At 65.7% G+C, this 17,454-nt stretch carries 16 protein-coding genes; 9 read left to right on the top strand and 7 right to left on the bottom strand.

The features are described 5' to 3' along the window. Positions 1 to 5 precede the first annotated feature (5 nt). Together moaA and ACODTB_RS09255 are read right to left on the bottom strand one after the other, a co-directional pair. Complete coding sequence (gene moaA / locus ACODTB_RS09260; RefSeq protein WP_291118883.1) at positions 6 to 1,121, bottom strand: GTP 3',8-cyclase MoaA; 1,116 nt, start codon at positions 1,119 to 1,121, stop codon at positions 6 to 8. 92 nt (positions 1,122 to 1,213) lie between these two features. Next, complete coding sequence (locus ACODTB_RS09255; protein WP_291118886.1) at positions 1,214 to 2,044, bottom strand: metal-dependent hydrolase; 831 nt, start codon at positions 2,042 to 2,044, stop codon at positions 1,214 to 1,216. Between the two features lie 119 nt (positions 2,045 to 2,163). Between ACODTB_RS09255 and ACODTB_RS09250 the strand changes: the two genes are divergently transcribed. Further along, the gene (locus ACODTB_RS09250) at positions 2,164 to 2,787 is read left to right on the top strand and encodes a TetR/AcrR family transcriptional regulator (RefSeq protein WP_291118889.1); all 624 of its coding nucleotides are present in this window, start codon (positions 2,164 to 2,166) and stop codon (positions 2,785 to 2,787) included. Between the two features lie 16 nt (positions 2,788 to 2,803). Here ACODTB_RS09250 and ACODTB_RS09245 read toward each other — a convergent pair whose 3' ends face one another. Continuing rightward, positions 2,804 to 4,867 carry a sodium-translocating pyrophosphatase gene (locus ACODTB_RS09245; protein WP_291118892.1) on the bottom strand — a complete coding sequence of 688 codons (2,064 nt, stop codon included), beginning with the start codon at positions 4,865 to 4,867 and terminating at the stop codon, positions 2,804 to 2,806. A gap of 304 nt (positions 4,868 to 5,171) precedes the next feature. Here ACODTB_RS09245 and ppa point away from each other — a divergent pair, with 304 nt between their 5' ends. Further along, positions 5,172 to 5,711 (top strand): inorganic diphosphatase, encoded by a 540-nt coding sequence (ppa, locus tag ACODTB_RS09240; protein ID WP_291118895.1) that lies wholly within the window; start codon positions 5,172 to 5,174, stop codon positions 5,709 to 5,711. Between the two features lie 11 nt (positions 5,712 to 5,722). On the opposite strand, the gene ACODTB_RS09235 is transcribed toward ppa, so the two are convergent. Further along, positions 5,723 to 6,892 (bottom strand): GNAT family N-acetyltransferase, encoded by a 1,170-nt coding sequence (locus ACODTB_RS09235; protein WP_291118898.1) that lies wholly within the window; start codon positions 6,890 to 6,892, stop codon positions 5,723 to 5,725. Positions 6,893 to 6,948: 56 nt separating this feature from the next. Here ACODTB_RS09235 and ACODTB_RS09230 point away from each other — a divergent pair, with 56 nt between their 5' ends. Further along, entirely contained in the window at positions 6,949 to 8,628 is a 1,680-nt protein-coding gene (locus ACODTB_RS09230) for an NAD+ synthase (RefSeq protein ID WP_291118901.1), read from the top strand. A gap of 214 nt (positions 8,629 to 8,842) precedes the next feature. After that, positions 8,843 to 9,181 (top strand): P-II family nitrogen regulator, encoded by a 339-nt coding sequence (locus ACODTB_RS09225; protein ID WP_291118903.1) that lies wholly within the window; start codon positions 8,843 to 8,845, stop codon positions 9,179 to 9,181. A 19-nt stretch (positions 9,182 to 9,200) separates the two neighbouring features. Here ACODTB_RS09225 and ACODTB_RS09220 read toward each other — a convergent pair whose 3' ends face one another. Genes ACODTB_RS09220 through ACODTB_RS09210 form a run of 3 tightly spaced genes read right to left on the bottom strand, consistent with a single transcriptional unit; the run spans position 9,201 to position 10,766 of the window. Further along, the gene (locus ACODTB_RS09220) at positions 9,201 to 9,788 is read right to left on the bottom strand and encodes an LOG family protein (RefSeq protein ID WP_291118906.1); all 588 of its coding nucleotides are present in this window, start codon (positions 9,786 to 9,788) and stop codon (positions 9,201 to 9,203) included. A gap of 20 nt (positions 9,789 to 9,808) precedes the next feature. Continuing rightward, a complete protein-coding gene (locus tag ACODTB_RS09215; protein WP_291118910.1) occupies positions 9,809 to 10,198 on the bottom strand; it encodes a diacylglycerol kinase in 390 nt (129 codons plus the stop codon). A 13-nt stretch (positions 10,199 to 10,211) separates the two neighbouring features. Beyond that, positions 10,212 to 10,766 carry an RDD family protein gene (locus tag ACODTB_RS09210; RefSeq protein ID WP_291118913.1) on the bottom strand — a complete coding sequence of 185 codons (555 nt, stop codon included), beginning with the start codon at positions 10,764 to 10,766 and terminating at the stop codon, positions 10,212 to 10,214. A gap of 272 nt (positions 10,767 to 11,038) precedes the next feature. On the opposite strand from ACODTB_RS09210, the gene ACODTB_RS09205 reads away from it, so the two are divergent. The 5 genes from ACODTB_RS09205 to leuA all read left to right on the top strand — a co-directional run bounded on the left by ACODTB_RS09205 (position 11,039) and on the right by leuA (position 17,426). Continuing rightward, the gene (locus ACODTB_RS09205; protein WP_291118916.1) at positions 11,039 to 12,814 is read left to right on the top strand and encodes an acetolactate synthase 3 catalytic subunit; all 1,776 of its coding nucleotides are present in this window, start codon (positions 11,039 to 11,041) and stop codon (positions 12,812 to 12,814) included. Positions 12,815 to 12,931: 117 nt separating this feature from the next. Beyond that, the gene (ilvN, locus tag ACODTB_RS09200) at positions 12,932 to 13,423 is read left to right on the top strand and encodes an acetolactate synthase small subunit (protein ID WP_291118919.1); all 492 of its coding nucleotides are present in this window, start codon (positions 12,932 to 12,934) and stop codon (positions 13,421 to 13,423) included. A 142-nt stretch (positions 13,424 to 13,565) separates the two neighbouring features. Then, positions 13,566 to 14,582 (top strand): ketol-acid reductoisomerase, encoded by a 1,017-nt coding sequence (gene ilvC, locus ACODTB_RS09195; RefSeq protein ID WP_291118923.1) that lies wholly within the window; start codon positions 13,566 to 13,568, stop codon positions 14,580 to 14,582. 166 nt (positions 14,583 to 14,748) lie between these two features. After that, complete coding sequence (gene pssA / locus ACODTB_RS09190) at positions 14,749 to 15,561, top strand: CDP-diacylglycerol--serine O-phosphatidyltransferase (RefSeq protein WP_291118925.1); 813 nt, start codon at positions 14,749 to 14,751, stop codon at positions 15,559 to 15,561. 176 nt (positions 15,562 to 15,737) lie between these two features. Continuing rightward, on the top strand, positions 15,738 to 17,426 hold the full coding sequence (leuA, locus tag ACODTB_RS09185) for a 2-isopropylmalate synthase (RefSeq protein WP_488929257.1): 1,689 nt from the start codon (positions 15,738 to 15,740) through the stop codon (positions 17,424 to 17,426). Positions 17,427 to 17,454: the final 28 nt, after the last annotated feature.

Genomic DNA, 17,454 nt, shown 5'->3' with positions numbered 1-17,454 from the left:
GTTGCTCAGCCGCCGATGTAGCTCATTTCGACCCGCCGGGTGCCGGTGCTGGCTTCCGGCGGCAGGCTGGCGCGCAGTTCGGAGTACCGGTCGCTGCGGCCTTGCCAGATCGCCGCGATCGCGCTGGCGAGCTGCTCGTCGGTGGCATTGCCGCGGATCAGGTGGCGCAGGTCGTGGCCCTGGCTGGCGAAGAGGCAGAGGTAGAGCTGGCCTTCGGTGGACAGGCGGGCGCGGTTGCAGTCGCTGCAGAAGGCCTGCGTCACGCTGCTGATCACACCGATCTCGCCCGAGCCGTCGGCGTAGGCCCAGCGCTCGGCGGTTTCGCCGGGGGCCGATGCGCCGAGCTGCACCAGCGGCAGTTCGCGGTGGATGCGTTGCACCACCTCGGCGCTGGGCAGCACCTCGTCCATGCGCCAGCCGTTGGTGGCGCCCACGTCCATGTACTCGATGAAGCGCAGCACGATGCCCGTGCCCTGGAAGTGGCGCGCCATGGGCAGGATCTCGTGGTCGTTGGTGCCGCGCTTGACCACCATGTTGACCTTGATCGGCCCCAGGCCCGCGGCCTGCGCGGCGGCAATGCCGTCGAGCACATCGGCCACGGGGAAGTCCACGTCGTTCATGGCGCGGAAGATGGTGTCGTCCAGCCCGTCCAGGCTGACCGTGACACGCTGCAGGCCGGCGGCCTTGAGGGCGTGCGCCTTGCGCGCGAGCAGCGAGCCGTTGGTGGTCAGCGTGATGTCCAGCGGCTGGCCTTCCACCGTGCGCAGCGCGGCCAGCTGTTCGATGAGGATTTCGAGGTTCTTGCGCAGCAGCGGCTCGCCGCCGGTGAGGCGGATCTTCTGCACCCCGTGCGCGACGAACTGGCGCGCCACGCGCGTGATTTCCTCGAAGGTCAGCAGCGAGCTGTGCGGCAGGTAGGGGTAGTCCTTGTCGAAGATGTCCTTCGGCATGCAATAGCTGCAGCGGAAGTTGCAACGGTCGGTCACGCTGATGCGCAGATCGCGCAGCGGGCGGCCCAGCGCGTCGCCGAGCAGGCCGGTCGGGGCTGTGCCGACCTGAGGGACGCGCGCGGCCACGGAGACCAGGCGCTGGTCGATCAGGGGAATGACGCGTTCGGACATGGACCGATTATGGGCGAGTGACCGCCGGGCCGCACGGGAACACCCGGGGGTACCGGTGTTGCCGCGAGGGCATTCCGCCTGAGCGGCCCAGGTCAGGCCGGCTCGGCGCGGCCCACCCGGGTGTATTGCGTGGCGTTGTCGCGCAGCCAGTGGGCGGAGAGCTCGCTGGATTGCTGATCCGGGTGGAAGTCGCGGCGGAAGTAGGCGCGCCAGGGTTTGAAGGTCTGGCGCAGCAGGCCGTCGCGGCCAAGCATATGGCGGGCCGCGCTGCGCCAGGTGCTCCAGCGCCAGAGCGTGCCGTCGCGTTTGAGGTTGTTCACCGTCTGGCGCAAGGTGTCGGTGAGAAAGACCAGCGTGATGCGGCGCATCCAGGTCGTGCGCCAGGTGTGGCTGCCGCCCAGTGCCTGGTACAGGTCGAAGGCGGTGCACTTGTGCTCGGCCTCTTCGGCGCTGTGCCAGAGCCAAAGGGTTTTCAATCGCGGCTCGCTGCCGTCCAGCAGCTGGGGATGAGACAGCATCCACTCGGCAAAGAGGGCGGTGAAATGTTCGTTGGCGGCGGTGATGGCCAGGCCGTGGCGCGGGTCCGCGCCCTCCAGCAATTGGAGGCGGTCACGTGCACGGGGTTCCCAGTCGTTCACCAGGCCGTGTTTCTCGATCTGCGCGTTGAACAGCGCGTGGATGCGCCGGTGGGTGGCTTCCTGGCCCACGAAACCCTGGACCTCGGCCTGCAGCTCGGCCTGGCGCTCGGGCGGCAGGGCCTTGAAGCCGTTGCGCACCGAGTCGATGAAGAACTGCTCGCCGATGGGAAAGCTCATCGACAGCGCGTTGAACCACGCGGTCAGAAAGGCGTCGCCGCCGCACCAGTGGCGGGCCACCGGTTGTTCCAGATCGATCAGCAGGCGACGGACAACGAGTTCGGTCATGGTAGGGCGTGGGTTGACAAACGGATTGGTACCGCATCGTACCAAGTCACGATGGTGCGTGTTTCGATTCGGCCTGTCAAGCGGAGAAGAATGGAGTGCAGGCCCTAAGATGCCCGTCCATGAAGCCGAAAAACACCCGCAGCGCCGACGCCACCGTGCCGAATGAACACCGCGGTCGCCTGCTGCAGGCCATGGCCACGGTCGCGGCGGCCCAGGGTCTGGCGGCCACGTCGATCGCGGCCGTGGTGGCCGAGGCGGGGGTGTCCAAACGCACGTTCTACGAGCATTTCGCGGACAAGGATGCCTGCTTTCTCGAGCTGTACCGGGCGGCCAGCGCCTCCGCGCTGCGCACCCTGCGCGAGGCCGTGCAGCCCGAACGCCCCTGGCAGGACCAGGTCGAACATGCCTTGGGCGCGTACCTGGCGCACCTGGCCAGCGGGCCGCAGCTGATCCGCATGCTGTTCGTGGAAATCCACCACCTCGGGCCGGCCGGTGCCCTGGTGCGCCGCGAGGTGATGCAGCACCTGGCCGACTTCATGCTCGAGACCATCAACGCCGAGCGTGAGGTGCTTATCCCCACCATGGCGGTGGCGGCCGTGGGTGGCATCCAGGAACTGGTGCTGCAAGCGATCGAGCGGGGCGAAGCGGCCCAGCTCGATCGCCTCACCCCGAGTGCCAGCGCGGTGGTCCGCCTGCTGGCGGGGGCCAGCCAGAAAAAAGGCCCGCCGAAGCGGGCCCCTTGAACCTTCGAGAGCGGGATCAGGCCGCCAGCGGCAGCAGCGGCACGATCAGCAGCGCCACGATGTTGATGATCTTGATCAGCGGGTTGACGGCAGGGCCTGCCGTGTCCTTGTAGGGGTCGCCCACGGTGTCGCCGGTCACGGCGGCCTTGTGCGCCTCGCTGCCCTTGCCGCCGTGGTGGCCGTCTTCGATGTACTTCTTGGCGTTGTCCCAGGCCCCACCGCCGGTGCACATGGAGATGGCCACGAACAGGCCGGTGACGATGGTGCCCATCAGCAGGCCGCCCAGCGCTTTCGGGCCCAGGAACACGCCCACCAGGATGGGGACCACCACCGGCAGCAGCGAGGGGATCACCATCTCCTTGATGGCTGCCGTGGTCAGCATGTCGACCGCCTTGCCGTACTCGGGCTTGGCCGTGCCTTCCATGATGCCGGGGATCTCCTTGAACTGCCGGCGCACCTCCACCACCACCGAACCGGCGGCGCGGCCCACCGCCTCCATCGCCATGGCACCGAAGAGGTAGGGGATCATGCCGCCGATGAACAGGCCGATGATCACCATCGGGTCGCTCAGGTCGAACTTGATCTGGTGGCCGTAGGTTTCCAGCTTGTGGGTGTAGTCGGCGAACAGCACCAGCGCGGCCAGGCCGGCGGAGCCGATGGCGTAGCCCTTGGTCACGGCCTTGGTGGTGTTGCCCACCGCGTCCAGCGGGTCGGTGATGTCGCGCACGCTGCTGGGCAGCTCGGCCATTTCGGCGATGCCGCCGGCGTTGTCGGTGATGGGGCCGTAGGCGTCCAGCGCGACCACGATGCCGGCCATGCTCAGCATGGCGGTGGCGGCGATGGCGATGCCGTACAGGCCCGCCAGCGTGTAGGAGGCCACGATGCCGACGCAGACGAACAGCACCGGCCAGGCGGTGGAACGCATGGACACGCCCAGGCCGGCAATGATGTTGGTGCCGTGGCCGGTGGTCGAGGCTTGCGCGATGTGCTTGACCGGCGAGTACTGCGTGCCGGTGTAGAACTCGGTGATCCAGACCAGCGCGGCGGTCAGCACCAGGCCCACGGCGCAGGCCCCGAACAGGCGCAGCTGGCTGCCGGTGGCGGTGATGGCGTTGTCCGGCATGATCCAGGCGGTCACGAACCAGAAGGCGATCAGCGAGAGCACGCCCGCGATCGCCAGGCCCTTGTACAGCGCGGGCATCACGTTCTTCATGCCCGGGCTGGCCTTCACGAAGAAGCAGCCGACGATGGACGCCAGGATCGACACGCCACCCAGCACCAGCGGGTAGAGCACGGCCTGCATGGGGGCGGCCGCGACCATGAGGGCGCCGAGCACCATGGTGGCGATCAGCGTCACCGCGTAGGTCTCGAACAGGTCGGCTGCCATGCCGGCGCAGTCGCCCACGTTGTCGCCCACGTTGTCGGCGATCACCGCCGGGTTGCGCGGGTCGTCCTCCGGAATGCCGGCCTCGACCTTGCCCACCAGGTCGGCGCCCACGTCGGCGCCCTTGGTGAAGATGCCGCCGCCCAGGCGCGCGAAGATGGAAATCAGCGAGGAGCCGAAGGCAAAGCCGATCAGCGGGTTCAGCAGCTTGGCCAGGTTGGCCGCTGGCGTGAGGTTGCCGTTGCCGACCAGGAACCAGAAGAAACCGGACACGCCCAGCAGGCCCAGGCCCACCACCAGCATGCCGGTGATGGCGCCGCCGCGGAAGGCCACGTCCAGCGCCGGGCCGATGCCCTTGGTGGCCGCTTGCGCGGTGCGCACGTTGGCGCGCACCGAGATGTTCATGCCGATGAAGCCGCAGGCGCCCGAGAGCACGGCACCGAGCACGAAGCCGATGGCGGTGGGGCCGTCGAGGAAGACGCCGATGAGGATGGCCAGCACCACCCCGACGATGCCGATCGTCTTGTACTGCCGCGCGAGGTAGGCCGCGGCGCCGGTCTGAATGGCCCCGGCGATTTCCTGCATGCGGGCGTTGCCCGCGTCCTGAGAAAGAATCCAGCTGCGGGACCAGAAGCCGTAGATGACGGCCACCAGCCCGCAGACCAACGCAAAGATCAGCGCAGATTGTCCAACCATGAGAATTACTCCTGCTTGTTTCGACTTGGAGGGGGCAACGCCTCCGGGGCTGCCCCCGCTGCGTTGCTTCCTCGCTGCCGGTTTGCGCTGCGTTGCACAGCGTTGAAACAGGGCGATTGGCCAACCCCTTGAATTTAGCGGGGAAATGCCACTTGGCGATCCTTTGTGGTCGGGTTTGTCAGCGTGGAGTCGGTAAAATCAGGGTAAATCCTAGGCGCGCCGGGCCGAATCCAGGCGCGCCTTTGTTCGCCGGCACGCTTGCCGGGTCGAAAACGCCCCTTTTCCAAACCACGACCTCATCAACATGGCTCTTGACAACGTCACCCCTGGCAAAAATGTTCCCGAATCGTTCAACGTGATCATCGAGATCCCGATGAACGCCGACCCGATCAAGTACGAGGTGGACAAGGAAACCGGCGCCATCTTCGTGGACCGCTTCATGAGCACGGCCATGCACTACCCGACCAACTACGGGTATGTGCCGCAGACGATTTCTGGCGACGGCGACCCGGTCGACGTGCTCGTGATCACGCCCGTGCCCCTCATCCCCGGCGTGGTCGTGCCCTGCCGCGCGATCGGCATCCTGAAGATGCAGGACGAGGCCGGCGAAGACGGCAAGGTGCTGGCCGTGCCGACCGACAAGATCCTGTCGATCTACACCCAGTGGCAGAGGCCGGAAGACCTGAACCCGATGCGCCTGAACACCATCCAGCACTTCTTCGAGCACTACAAGGACCTGGAGCCCGGCAAGTGGGTGAAGGTGATCGGCTGGGAAGGCAAGGACGCCGCCCACAAGGAAATCCTGGACGGCATCGCCAACTACAACAAGGCCAACAAGGCCTGATCAACCCCGGCTCAGGGCGCTGCCTTGAGCGGATTTCGCAGGGCCAGGTGATCGAGGTACTCCCCGATCCCCTGGCCTTCGCGTTCCAGGAAGCGCTCCACCGCGTCGGCGAACGCGGGATGGGCCAGCCAATGGGCGCTGGTCGTCTTCACCGGGAGCAGGGCGCGCGCCATCTTGTGCTCGCCCTGGGCGCCGCCCTCGAAGCGGACGAAGCCGTGGGCCATGCACCAGGCCAGCGGCTGGTAGTAGCAGGCCTCGAAGTGCAGGCAGTCCACCCGCTCCAGGGCCCCCCAGTAGCGCCCGTAGGCCACGCGGGTCTTTTCATCGATCCCGATCAGGCTGCAGGCCATGGGCCGGCCTTCGCGTTCGGCGATGAACAGCAGCCAGTGCTGCGGCATGGTCCTGGCCATGCGGTGAAAAAAATCCCGGTTCAGGTAGGGCGCGTTGCCGTGCTCAAGGTAGGTGCGCTCATAGCAGCGGTAGAAAAAGTCCCAATCGGCGTCCGAAATGTCGGCGCCGCGCGACCAGCGGAACTGCACGCCCGCGTCCACCACCTTCCGCCGTTCCTGCCGGATCTTCTTGCGCTTCTCCTGCTGCAGGCTGGCCAGGAAATGCTCGAAATCGTCAAATGGCTGGCCCCTCGCATCGTGGTTGGTCCAATGGAACTGGACGGTGTGCCTGAGCATCAGGCCAGCGGCATGGCATGCGTCGATGTCCTGGGGCTGCGCGAAGAGCAGGTGCAGGGACGACAGCTGTTCCTCGCGGGTGCGTTCGATCAGCGCTTTCACCAGGGCTGCGCGCGATGCCTCGTCGCGGGCCAGGAGGCGGGCACCCGGCACCGGCGTGAAGGGCACGGCCACGAGCGCCTTGGGGTAGTAGTCCAGCCCATGCTGGGCGTACGCGTTGGCCCAGGCCCAGTCGAACACGTACTCGCCGTAGGAGTGATTCTTCAGGTACATCGGGCAGGCCGCGCGCAGCACGTCGTCGCGCCACAGGGTCACGAACTGGGCTTGCCATCCGGTGGCCCCGCGCGCGCTGCCGCTTTCGTGCAGCGCGGACAGGTACTCGTGGCGCATGAAGGGGCTGGGGTCGGGCTCGTGGTCGAGCAGGGCGTTCCAGGCCCCGGCATCGACCGCCTGCGGTGAGGCGAAGACCCGGGTGACATAATCGATTTCAGACAAACACGGCTCCCGCCCACCGCGTTTTCGCGGCCTTTCCTGCAAGGTTTCCAGACCCCATGACACTCTCCATTTGCGTGGCCCAGCTCAATTTCGTGGTGGGCGACATGGTGGGCAACGCCCGGAAAATCGTCGATGCCGCCACCCAGGCCCATGCCTGCGGCGCGCGCCTGCTGCTCACGCCCGAACTGGCCCTCTGCGGTTACGCGGCCGAGGACCTTTTTCTGCGGCCAGCGTTCATCGATGCGTGTGATGATGCCCTCAAAATCATCGCGGCCGGGACGGCCCACCTCAAAGGCCTGCACATCGTGGTGGGACATCCGGCGCGGGCCCCCGGGGCGGTGATCGAGCGGCGCGAACGCAGCGTGGCCGTGGCCTTCCTGCACAACGCGGCGAGCGTGTTGTGCGAAGGCCGGGTGACCCACACCTATGCCAAGCGCGAGCTGCCCAACTACCAGGTGTTCGATGAGCGCCGTTACTTCGTGCCGGGCCACGCGCCTTGCGTGATCGAGGTGGAAGGCGTGCGCGTGGGCCTGCTGATCTGTGAAGACGCCTGGTTCGACGCCCCCGCTGCCGACGCCCGGGCCGCCGGCGCCGACCTGCTGGCCGTCATCAATGCTTCGCCTTTCCATGCTGGCAAAGGCGGCGAGCGCGAAGCCACCATGCGCGAGCGGGTGCGCTCCACCGGCCTGCCGCTGGTCTACGCGCACCTGGTGGGCGGGCAGGACGAGATCGTCTTCGAGGGGCGCAGCTTCGTGCTCGGTGCCGACGGCGCTCTGGCTGGTCGCGCGGTGAGCTTCGAGGAGACGCTGTTCGATGTGGCCTTCACGCGCCAGGGCGCCGGCTGGCAGATCGCTGCCGAGACCGACCGCGCCCACAGCCCGGAGGCCGACCTGTGGCATGCGCTGGTGCTGGGCGTGCGCGACTACCTGGGCAAGAACGGATTCCCAGGCGCCATCCTGGGCCTGTCGGGCGGTATCGACTCGGCGCTGGTGCTGGCCATCGCGGTCGACGCGCTGGGCAAGGACCGCGTTCGCACCGTGATGATGCCGTCGCCCTACACGGCCGACATTTCCTGGATCGATGCGCGCGACATGGCCGCGCGCATGGGCGTGCGCTACGACGAGATCGCCATCGCGCCGCAGTTCGAGGCCTTCAAGGCCAGCCTCGCGAGCGAGTTCGCCGGTCTGCCCGAGGACGCGACGGAGGAGAACCTGCAGGCGCGCATCCGCGGCACCTTGCTCATGGCGCTGTCCAACAAGTTCGGCAGCATCGTGCTGACCACCGGCAACAAGAGCGAGATGGCCACGGGCTATTGCACGCTGTACGGTGACATGGCCGGCGGTTTCGCCGTCATCAAGGACGTGGCCAAGACCATGGTCTTCAAGCTGGCCCGCTGGCGCAACGCGCACGATCCCTATGGAACGGGCGCCAACCCGATCCCGGAGCGCATCATCACGCGCCCGCCCAGCGCCGAGCTGCGACCCGATCAGAAGGACCAGGACAGCCTGCCGGAATACCCCGTGCTGGACGCGATCATCGAGCGCTACATGGAAAACGACCAGAGCCCCGAGAGCATCGTGGCCGCTGGCTTCGAGCGGGCCGACGTGGACAAGGTGGTGCGCCTGATCCGCATCAACGAATACAAGCGCCGCCAGGCACCTGTGGGCATCCGCGTGACCCACCGCAGCTTCGGCAAGGACTGGCGCTACCCGATCACCAGCAAATACCGGGCTTAAGGCTTGCGCAGTTCCGTTACAGCACGCATCTCGCCCACCTCGATGCCCGCCGCGTTCGTGCGGGGGGATCGGCTGGATAGGCAGCCCGACTTGATTCATCATGATATGGATGGGCCACACCACTGTGGCTGGCACAGAGCAAACGTCGTGCGTAGCGTTGGGCATAATGAAATCCAGACACGCCTTTCCCCGCAACGCCCCTCGGAGCCTCCGCATGAAACAAATCACCGCCGTCATCAAACCGTTCAAGCTCGAGGAAGTGCGCGAGGCCCTGGCCGAGCAGGGCGTGACCGGCCTGACCGTGACCGAGGTGAAAGGTTTTGGACGCCAGAAGGGCCACACCGAGCTCTACCGCGGTGCCGAGTACGTGGTGGACTTCCTGCCCAAGGTCAAGGTGGAGGTCGTGGTCAAGACCGACGACGTCGATCGCTGTGTGGACGCGATCATCCGCGCCGCCCGCACCGGCAAGATCGGGGACGGCAAGATCTTCGTGACCTCGGTCGAGCGCGTGGTGCGCATCCGCACCGGCGAAGTGGACGAAACCGCGGTCTGAGCGCCGGGTTTCGCGACGCTCAGATGGCCTCGATGCGCGGCGCGGGCGCCAGCCCGGCGGATTGCACCAGCTCTGGCAACAGGCTGGCCGGATCGCGGCCCACGCGGATCAGGTCCATCTGCCAGGCATTCATGAACTGCTGCTCCACGCCGGTGCGCAAAAAGGTTTCCAGGCCGTCGTAGTAGCCACCCACGTTGAGCAGGCCCACGGGCTTGTCGTGGTAACCCAGCTGGCGCCAGGTCCAGACCTCGAAGAATTCCTCGAACGTGCCGATGCCGCCCGGCAAGGCCACGAAAGCATCGGCGCGCTCGGCCATCATGCGTTTGCGCTCGTGCATGGTGTCCACCACGTGCAGTTCGGTGCAGCCGTGGTGTGCCCACTCCTTTTCCACCAGGGCCTTCGGGATGATGCCCACCACGCGGCCCCCGGCGGCGAGCGTGGCTTCGGCGACCACGCCCATCAGGCCGTTGCGGCCACCCCCGTAGACGAGTTGGCCACCCCGGCTGCCGATCCATTCGCCCACGGCGCGGGCGGTGTCGATGAAGGCTGGGTGTGCGCCGGGGCGCGAGCCGCAGTAGACGCAGAGGGAGAAGGTGGGAGAAGTCATGAAGGTGAGGGGAAAAATGGTCAGGACCAGCGGGTCCACAGGGCGGCGATCCAGATGCCGGCGCACAGCAGCAGGCTCAGCAGCACGGCCGCGCTGCCCATGTCCTTGGCGCGCTTGGACAGATCGTGCCATTCGGGACCTATGCGGTCGATGGCGGTTTCGATGCCGGTGTTGAGCAGTTCGACCACCATCACCAGCAACACTGAGGCGGCCAGCAGGGCCGTCTCGACCCAGCTTCGGCCGAGCCAGAACGCCGCCGGGATCATCACCAGCGCGGCCAGCGTCTCTTGCCGGAAAGCCGTTTCGCCCCAGCCGGCGCGCAAGCCGGCCAGGGAATAGCGAAACGCATGCGCCATGCGCGTGAGGCCGGTGCGGCGCTTCTGCGCGTCAACGGGTTCTTGGTTGTTCATCGGAAACTGCTTTTCAGCGCTTGGCACGAGGCGGTGTAGGGGGCGGGGCCTGGTGCACGAGGCGGGTGCCGGCGAGCGCATCGTGCAGAAACTGGCGCTGCGGATGGAAGCGCGAGAGCAGGGCCCAGACGACGATCCAGCCGCACAGCAGCACCGCCAACTCGCCCCCAGGCAAGCCCATGAGGCCGGAGACCGCCAGCGGTGGCAGCAGCCACAGCCAGGACAGCAGGTAGCGCAGCAGGGCGCGAGCCTGGGTGAGCGCGCGCCCATGGCGGTCCACGACGCGGATGTGCCAGGTCTTCATGGCCAGCGTCTGGCCCTTGGCCCAGAACCAGGCGAAGTAGATGCCGAACACCACGAACAGGAAAGCCTGCTGGGCATGCCTGTTGTCCAGCGCGTGCCGGGTCTGGGTGAGCGTGGAAAACAGGTAGCCAGCGAGGAACACGACGCCGAACATCAGCATGCCCTCATACAGCCAGCAGGCCATGCGGCGGCGCAGCGAGGGCGCCATCAGGTTGGGTTCGGCGCTGGAAGGGGGCGTCGTCGAGGCAGGCAGGGAAGCGGGCATGAGGCGGGCGCGAAGGCGGCAAGGAAGACAGGAATTGTCGCATTGCGGCACATGCGGGCGCCTTTTTGGGGCGGCTTCTGACGCCCCGGCTGGAAAAACCTTGTTGCAGTGCGATAATGCCGGCTGCAATTCAAAACAAGGCAAACGGATCAGGGTCCGGCGGGGTATGTGCCCGCTCATGGCCATTGGTCTCAAGTCTCGAAACCGCTCCACAAGAGTGGGTCAAGAGGCACCCAAGGTTTTTCGTCAGAGAAATTCTCGAAAGGTTCATCATGGAAATCAGCAAGGCCGAACTGGCCTCGGCTGCCGCCGCTAAAGGCGCAGCCCCTCAAGACCTCCGCGGCGCAGAAATCCTCATCAAGGCCCTCCAGGCCGAAGGTGTGAAGTACGTCTGGGGCTACCCCGGCGGTGCTGTGCTGCACATCTACGACGCTTTCTACAAGCAGAACACGATCCAGCACGTGCTGGTGCGCCATGAGCAGGCCGCCGTGCACGCGGCCGACGGCTACGCGCGCGCCACCGGTGACGTGGGCGTGGCCCTGGTCACCTCCGGCCCGGGCGTGACCAATGCCATCACAGGCATCGCCACGGCTTACATGGACAGCATCCCCATGGTCATCGTGACCGGTCAGGTGCCCACCGCCGCGATCGGCCTGGACGCCTTCCAGGAGTGCGACACCGTGGGCATCACCCGCCCCATCGTCAAGCACAACTTCCTGGTCAAGGATGCGCGCGACATGGCGATGGTCATGAAGAAGGCCTTCCACATCGCCCGCAGCGGCCGGCCCGGCCCGGTGGTGGTGGACATCCCGAAGGACGTGTCCTTCAACAAGGTGCCCTACAACGGCTACCCCGACTCGGTGGAGATGCGTTCCTACAACCCGGTGCGCAAGGGCCATGGCGGCCAGATCCGCAAGGCGCTTCAACTGCTGATGACGGCCAAGCGGCCCTACATCTACACCGGTGGCGGCGTGCTGCTGGGCAACGCCACCAACGAGCTGCGCACGCTGGTAGACATGCTGGGCTACCCGGTCACCAACACGCTGATGGGCCTGGGCGCCTACCCGGCTTCCGACCGCAAGTTCCTGGGCATGCTGGGCATGCACGGCACGATCGAGGCCAACAACGCCATGCAGAACTGCGACGTGCTGTTGGCCGTGGGTGCGCGTTTCGACGACCGCGTGATCGGCAACCCCAAGCACTTTGCGCAGAACGAACGCAAGATCATTCACATCGACATCGACCCGTCGAGCATCTCCAAGCGCGTGAAGGTCGACATTCCCATCGTGGGCGACGTCAAGGACGTGCTGACCGAGCTGATCAGCATGGTGCGCGAGAGCACCGCGAGGCCCGATGACAAGGCCCTGGCCGAGTGGTGGAAGACCATCGAGGCCTGGCGTTCGCGCGACTGCCTGAAGTACGACCGTGGCAACAAGGACGTGATCAAGCCGCAGTACGTGCTGGAAACGCTGTGGAACATGACCAAGGATGCCGACACCTACATCACGTCGGACGTGGGGCAGCACCAGATGTGGGCGGCCCAGTACTACCGCTTCGACGAGCCGCGCCGCTGGATCAACTCCGGTGGCCTGGGCACCATGGGCGTGGGCATTCCCTATGCCATGGGCATCAAGCTGGCCAAGCCCGACAGCGAGGTGTTCTGCGTGACCGGTGAAGGCTCGGTGCAGATGTGCATCCAGGAACTGTCCACCTGCCTGCAATACAACACGCCCATCAAGGTCGTGGCCTTGAACAACCGCTACCTGGGCATGGTCCGGCAGTGGCAGGAGATCGACTACGAAGGTCGCTACAGCCACAGCTACATGGACGCGTTGCCGAACTTCGTCAAGCTTGCCGAGGCCTATGGCCACGTGGGCATGCTGATCGAACGTCCCGAGGACGTCGAACCGGCGTTGCGCGAAGCGCGCAAGCTCAAGGACCGCACGGTCTTCATGGACTTCCGCACCGACCCCACCGAGAACGTGTTCCCGATGGTTCAGGCCGGCAAGGGCATCACCGAGATGCTGCTGGGTTCCGAAGACCTGTAATCCCCGAAGCGAGGCGGCGAAAAGCCTTCGCCGCTTCATCCCCTCAGACGAATCTATTGTCCGCCAAGTCTGCGCATTACCGTGCGCAGGGGAGGGCGGCGAAAAGAGGAATCGCACATGAAACACATCATCGCTGTCCTGCTGGAAAACGAACCCGGCGCCCTGTCGCGCGTGGTGGGGCTGTTCTCGGCCCGTGGCTACAACATCGAATCGCTCACGGTGGCGCCCACCGAGGACCCCAGCCTCTCGCGCATGACGATCCAGACCACAGGGTCGGACGACGTCATCGAGCAAATCACCAAGCACCTGAACCGCCTCATCGAGGTCGTCAAGGTGGTCGACCTCACCGAGGGGGCCTACACCGAGCGCGAGCTCATGATGGTGAAGGTCCGCGCGGTGGGCAAGGAGCGCGAGGAAATGAAGCGCATGGCCGACATCTTCCGCGGCCGCATCATCGATGTGACCGAGAAGAGCTACACCATCGAACTCACCGGCGACCAAGGCAAGAACGACGCCTTCCTCGAGGCGATCGATCGCTCGTCCATTCTGGAGACCGTGCGCACGGGCGCCAGCGGCATCGGCCGGGGTGAGAGAATCCTGCGCGTCTGACAGTTTCGGGGCTCAGCCATTTGCCCGTTCGCGCTGAGCCTGTCGAAGCCCCGGCCCGTCCTTGTGGCGGGCCGGGGTACCGAGAGCCCTTCGACAGGCTCGCGAAGAACGGCACAACCCATCAAATCCATTGGAGCAAAGCATGAAAGTTTTCTACGACAAAGACTGTGACCTGTCCCTGATCAAGGGCAAGACCGTGGCCATCATCGGCTACGGCAGCCAGGGTCACGCACACGCACAGAACCTCAACGACAGCGGCGTGAAGGTCGTGGTCGGCCTGCGCAAGGGCGGTGCTTCCTGGGACAAGGTCGGCAAGGCCGGCCTGAACGTCCTGGAAGTGAACGAGGCGGTCAAGGCTGCCGACGTGGTCATGATCCTTCTGCCCGACGAGCAGATCGGCGAGGTCTACAAGAACAACGTCGAGCCCAACATCAAGCAAGGCGGCTCGCTGGCCTTCGCCCACGGTTTCAACGTGCACTACAACCAGGTCGTGCCCCGCGCCGATCTGGATGTGTGGATGGTGGCGCCCAAGGCCCCTGGCCACACCGTGCGCAACACCTACACCCAGGGTGGCGGCGTGCCCCACCTCGTGGCTGTGCACCAGGACAAGAGCGGCAAGGCGCGTGATCTGGCGCTGAGCTACGCCATGGCCAATGGTGGCGGCAAGGCCGGCATCATCGAGACCAACTTCAAGGAAGAAACCGAGACCGACCTGTTCGGCGAACAGGCCGTGCTGTGCGGCGGTGCCGTCGAGCTGATCAAGATGGGTTACGAGACCCTGGTCGAAGCCGGCTACGCGCCCGAGATGGCCTACTTCGAGTGCCTGCACGAGCTCAAGCTGATCGTGGACCTGATCTACGAAGGCGGTATCGCCAACATGAACTACTCGATCTCGAACAACGCCGAATACGGCGAGTACGTGACCGGTCCGGAAGTCATCAACGAGCAGTCGCGCGTGGCCATGCGCAACGCGCTCAAGCGCATCCAGAACGGCGACTACGCCAAGATGTTCATCCAGGAAGGCCGCCTGAACTACCCGTCGATGACGGCCCGCCGCCGCAACACCGCCGACCACAGCATCGAAGTGGTGGGGGCACAACTGCGCGCGATGATGCCCTGGATCGCCAAGAACAAGCTGGTGGACCAGACCCGCAACTGATGGGCAGCGTGCGCCGCGACGCGGCGCACATCGACGACAAAGGCCACTTCGGTGGCCTTTGTCGTCTTTTCCTACAGACACACTGCTTTACACTGCGGCATTCTGTGCAAGAGTGCTGCATCAGGTGCCGACGGCTCCTGCGCTGCCGCGACGCACGGAGGCCCGAATGCACGACGGAACCGAAACCACTATGACGCCCAGCGACGAACGCCCCAGGCGCCCCAAGGGCATCTACATGGTGCCCAACATGATCACGCTTGCCGCCCTGTTCGGCGGCTTCTATTCGGTCGTCATGGCCATGAACGGTCGTTACGACCTGGCCACCGTGGGCATCTTCGTGGCCATGGTGCTCGACAGCCTGGACGGCCGTGTGGCGCGCCTCACCAACACGCAGAGCGCGTTCGGCGAGCAGATGGACTCGCTGTCCGACATGGTGTCCTTCGGTGCGGCGCCCGCGCTCATCGCCTACGAATGGACCCTGCGCGACATCGGCCGCTGGGGCTGGATCGCCGCGTTCGTGTACTGCGCGTGCGCGGCTCTGCGGCTCGCCCGTTTCAACGTCAACACGGCCGTGGTGGACAAGCGCTACTTCCAGGGCCTGCCGTCGCCTGCGGCCGCCGCGCTGGTGGCCGGTTTCATCTGGCTCATGACCGAGCTGGAAGTGCCCGCGCAGGACGTGACCTGGCCCATGTTCGTCATCACGCTCTACACGGGCCTGACCATGGTGACCAATGTGCCGTTCTACAGCTTCAAGGACCTGAGCCTGAAGAAGAGCGTGCCGTTCGCGGCCATCGTGCTCGTGGCCCTGGGCATCGCTGTCATCAACATCCATCCGCCCACCGTGCTGTTTGCGCTCTTCGTCGTTTACGGGCTGTCCGGCTATGCGGTGTACTTCTGGCGCAAGGCCAAAGGCCGCCCGACCAGCGTGATCAGCACCTCCACCGACGAGCCCGACGAGCGTGGTCTGCACGACGATTGAGCTTTGTGATACAGTTTGAGCCATGATTCTTCGCGCTTTCGCCCTACTACTGGATGTCCGACACGGGCAGGCTTGGTAGCAGCGCGCGCGCATTCCATTCAAAACGGCCCGTTTGCACCCGCAGCGGGCCGTTTGCATTTTGGGGCTGTGGGTTTCAGTAACATCGAAAGAGCACCATGTTGAAACACCCTGCCAGCAAGTACCCCGCCTTCCAGCCGATCGGTCTCAAGGACCGCACCTGGCCCGATGCCGTTATCACCCAGGCTCCCATCTGGCTGAGCACCGATCTGCGTGACGGCAACCAGGCCCTGATCGAGCCGATGGACGTGGAGCGCAAACTGCGCATGTTCAAGCTGCTGGTGCAGATCGGGTTCAAGGAGATCGAGGTCGGTTTCCCGTCGGCTTCGCAGACCGAATTCGATTTCCTGCGCCGCCTCATCGATGAAAACCTCATCCCGGACGACGTCACCATCCAGGTGCTCACCCAGGCCCGCGAGCCGCTGATCCGGCGCACTTTCGAGTCCCTGCAGGGCGCCCCGCGCGCCATCGTGCACCTCTACAACGCCGTGGCTCCCGTCATGCGGCGCGTGGTGCTGGGCATGGACGAGGACGAGATCGTCGAGCTCGCCACGTCGCAGGCGCGTCTGTTCAGCGAGCTGGCCGCCTCGCAGCCCGCCACGCAGTGGACCTTCCAGTATTCACCGGAGATGTTCTCGGGCACCGAGCTCGCCTTCTCCAAGCGGGTGGTGGACGCCGTGACCGAGGTCTGGCAACCCACCCCCGAGCGCAAGTGCATCATCAACCTGCCGTCCACGGTGGAGCACAGCACGCCGAACATCTTTGCTGACATGATCGAATGGATGCACCGCCACCTCGCGCGGCGCGATGCGATCGTGCTGTCGGTGCATCCGCACAACGACCGCGGCACGGGCACCGCCGCGGGCGAGTTCGCGTTGATGGCCGGTGCCGACCGCATCGAAGGCTGCCTGTTCGGCAACGGCGAGCGCACCGGCAACCTCGATCTGGTCAACGTCGCGCTCAATCTCTACACGCAAGGCGTGTCGCCCGGCCTGGACTTCTCCGACATCGACGAGATCCGCCGCACCGTCGAGCATTGCAACCAGTTGCCGGTGCACCCGCGCCATCCGTACGTGGGCGATCTGGTCTACACCTCGTTCTCCGGCTCGCACCAGGACGCGATCCGCAAGGCGTTCGCGGCACGTCGGGAGGACGACCCCTGGAACATCCCCTACCTGCCCGTGGACCCCAAGGACCTGGGGCGCAGCTACGAGGCGGTGATCCGCGTCAACAGCCAGTCGGGCAAGGGCGGCATTGCCTATCTGCTGGAAAACGAATACGGTCTTGAGTTGCCGCGCCGCCTGCAGATCGAGTTCAGCCAGGTGGTGCAGGCGGTGATGGACGCCAACGGCAAGGAACTGGCCGCCGCCGACCTGTGGGACATCTTCGACCGCGAGTATGGGCTGTCCCAGGTCGCCGCGCCGCTGCAACCTGTCATGGAAGACGTCACGGGGCAGCGCGTGCGCGTGGCCGCACAGGTGGAGATGGCCGGTCAGCCGGTTTCGGTGGACGGGCAGGGCAACGGGCCCATCGATGCCTTCGTCAACGGGCTGCAGACGGTGATGGGCCGCCAGCTGCGCGTGCTGGACTACCACGAGCACGCGATCGGCTCTGGCGCCCAGGCGCGTGCCGTGGCCTATGTGGAAATGCGCATCGACGAGCAACGCACGGTGTTCGGGGTGGGGATCGACGCCAACATCGTCTCGGCGTCCTTCAAGGCCATTCTGTCCGGTCTGAACCGGGTGACGCGACCGCACACAAATACATCTGAAGCCCAGACGGTGTGATGCCGATCGGGCCGACCAATACAACTTC

This window comes from Hydrogenophaga sp. FG152 (assembly GCF_057809615.1).
This window is presented reverse-complemented; position numbering and strand designations above follow the sequence as displayed.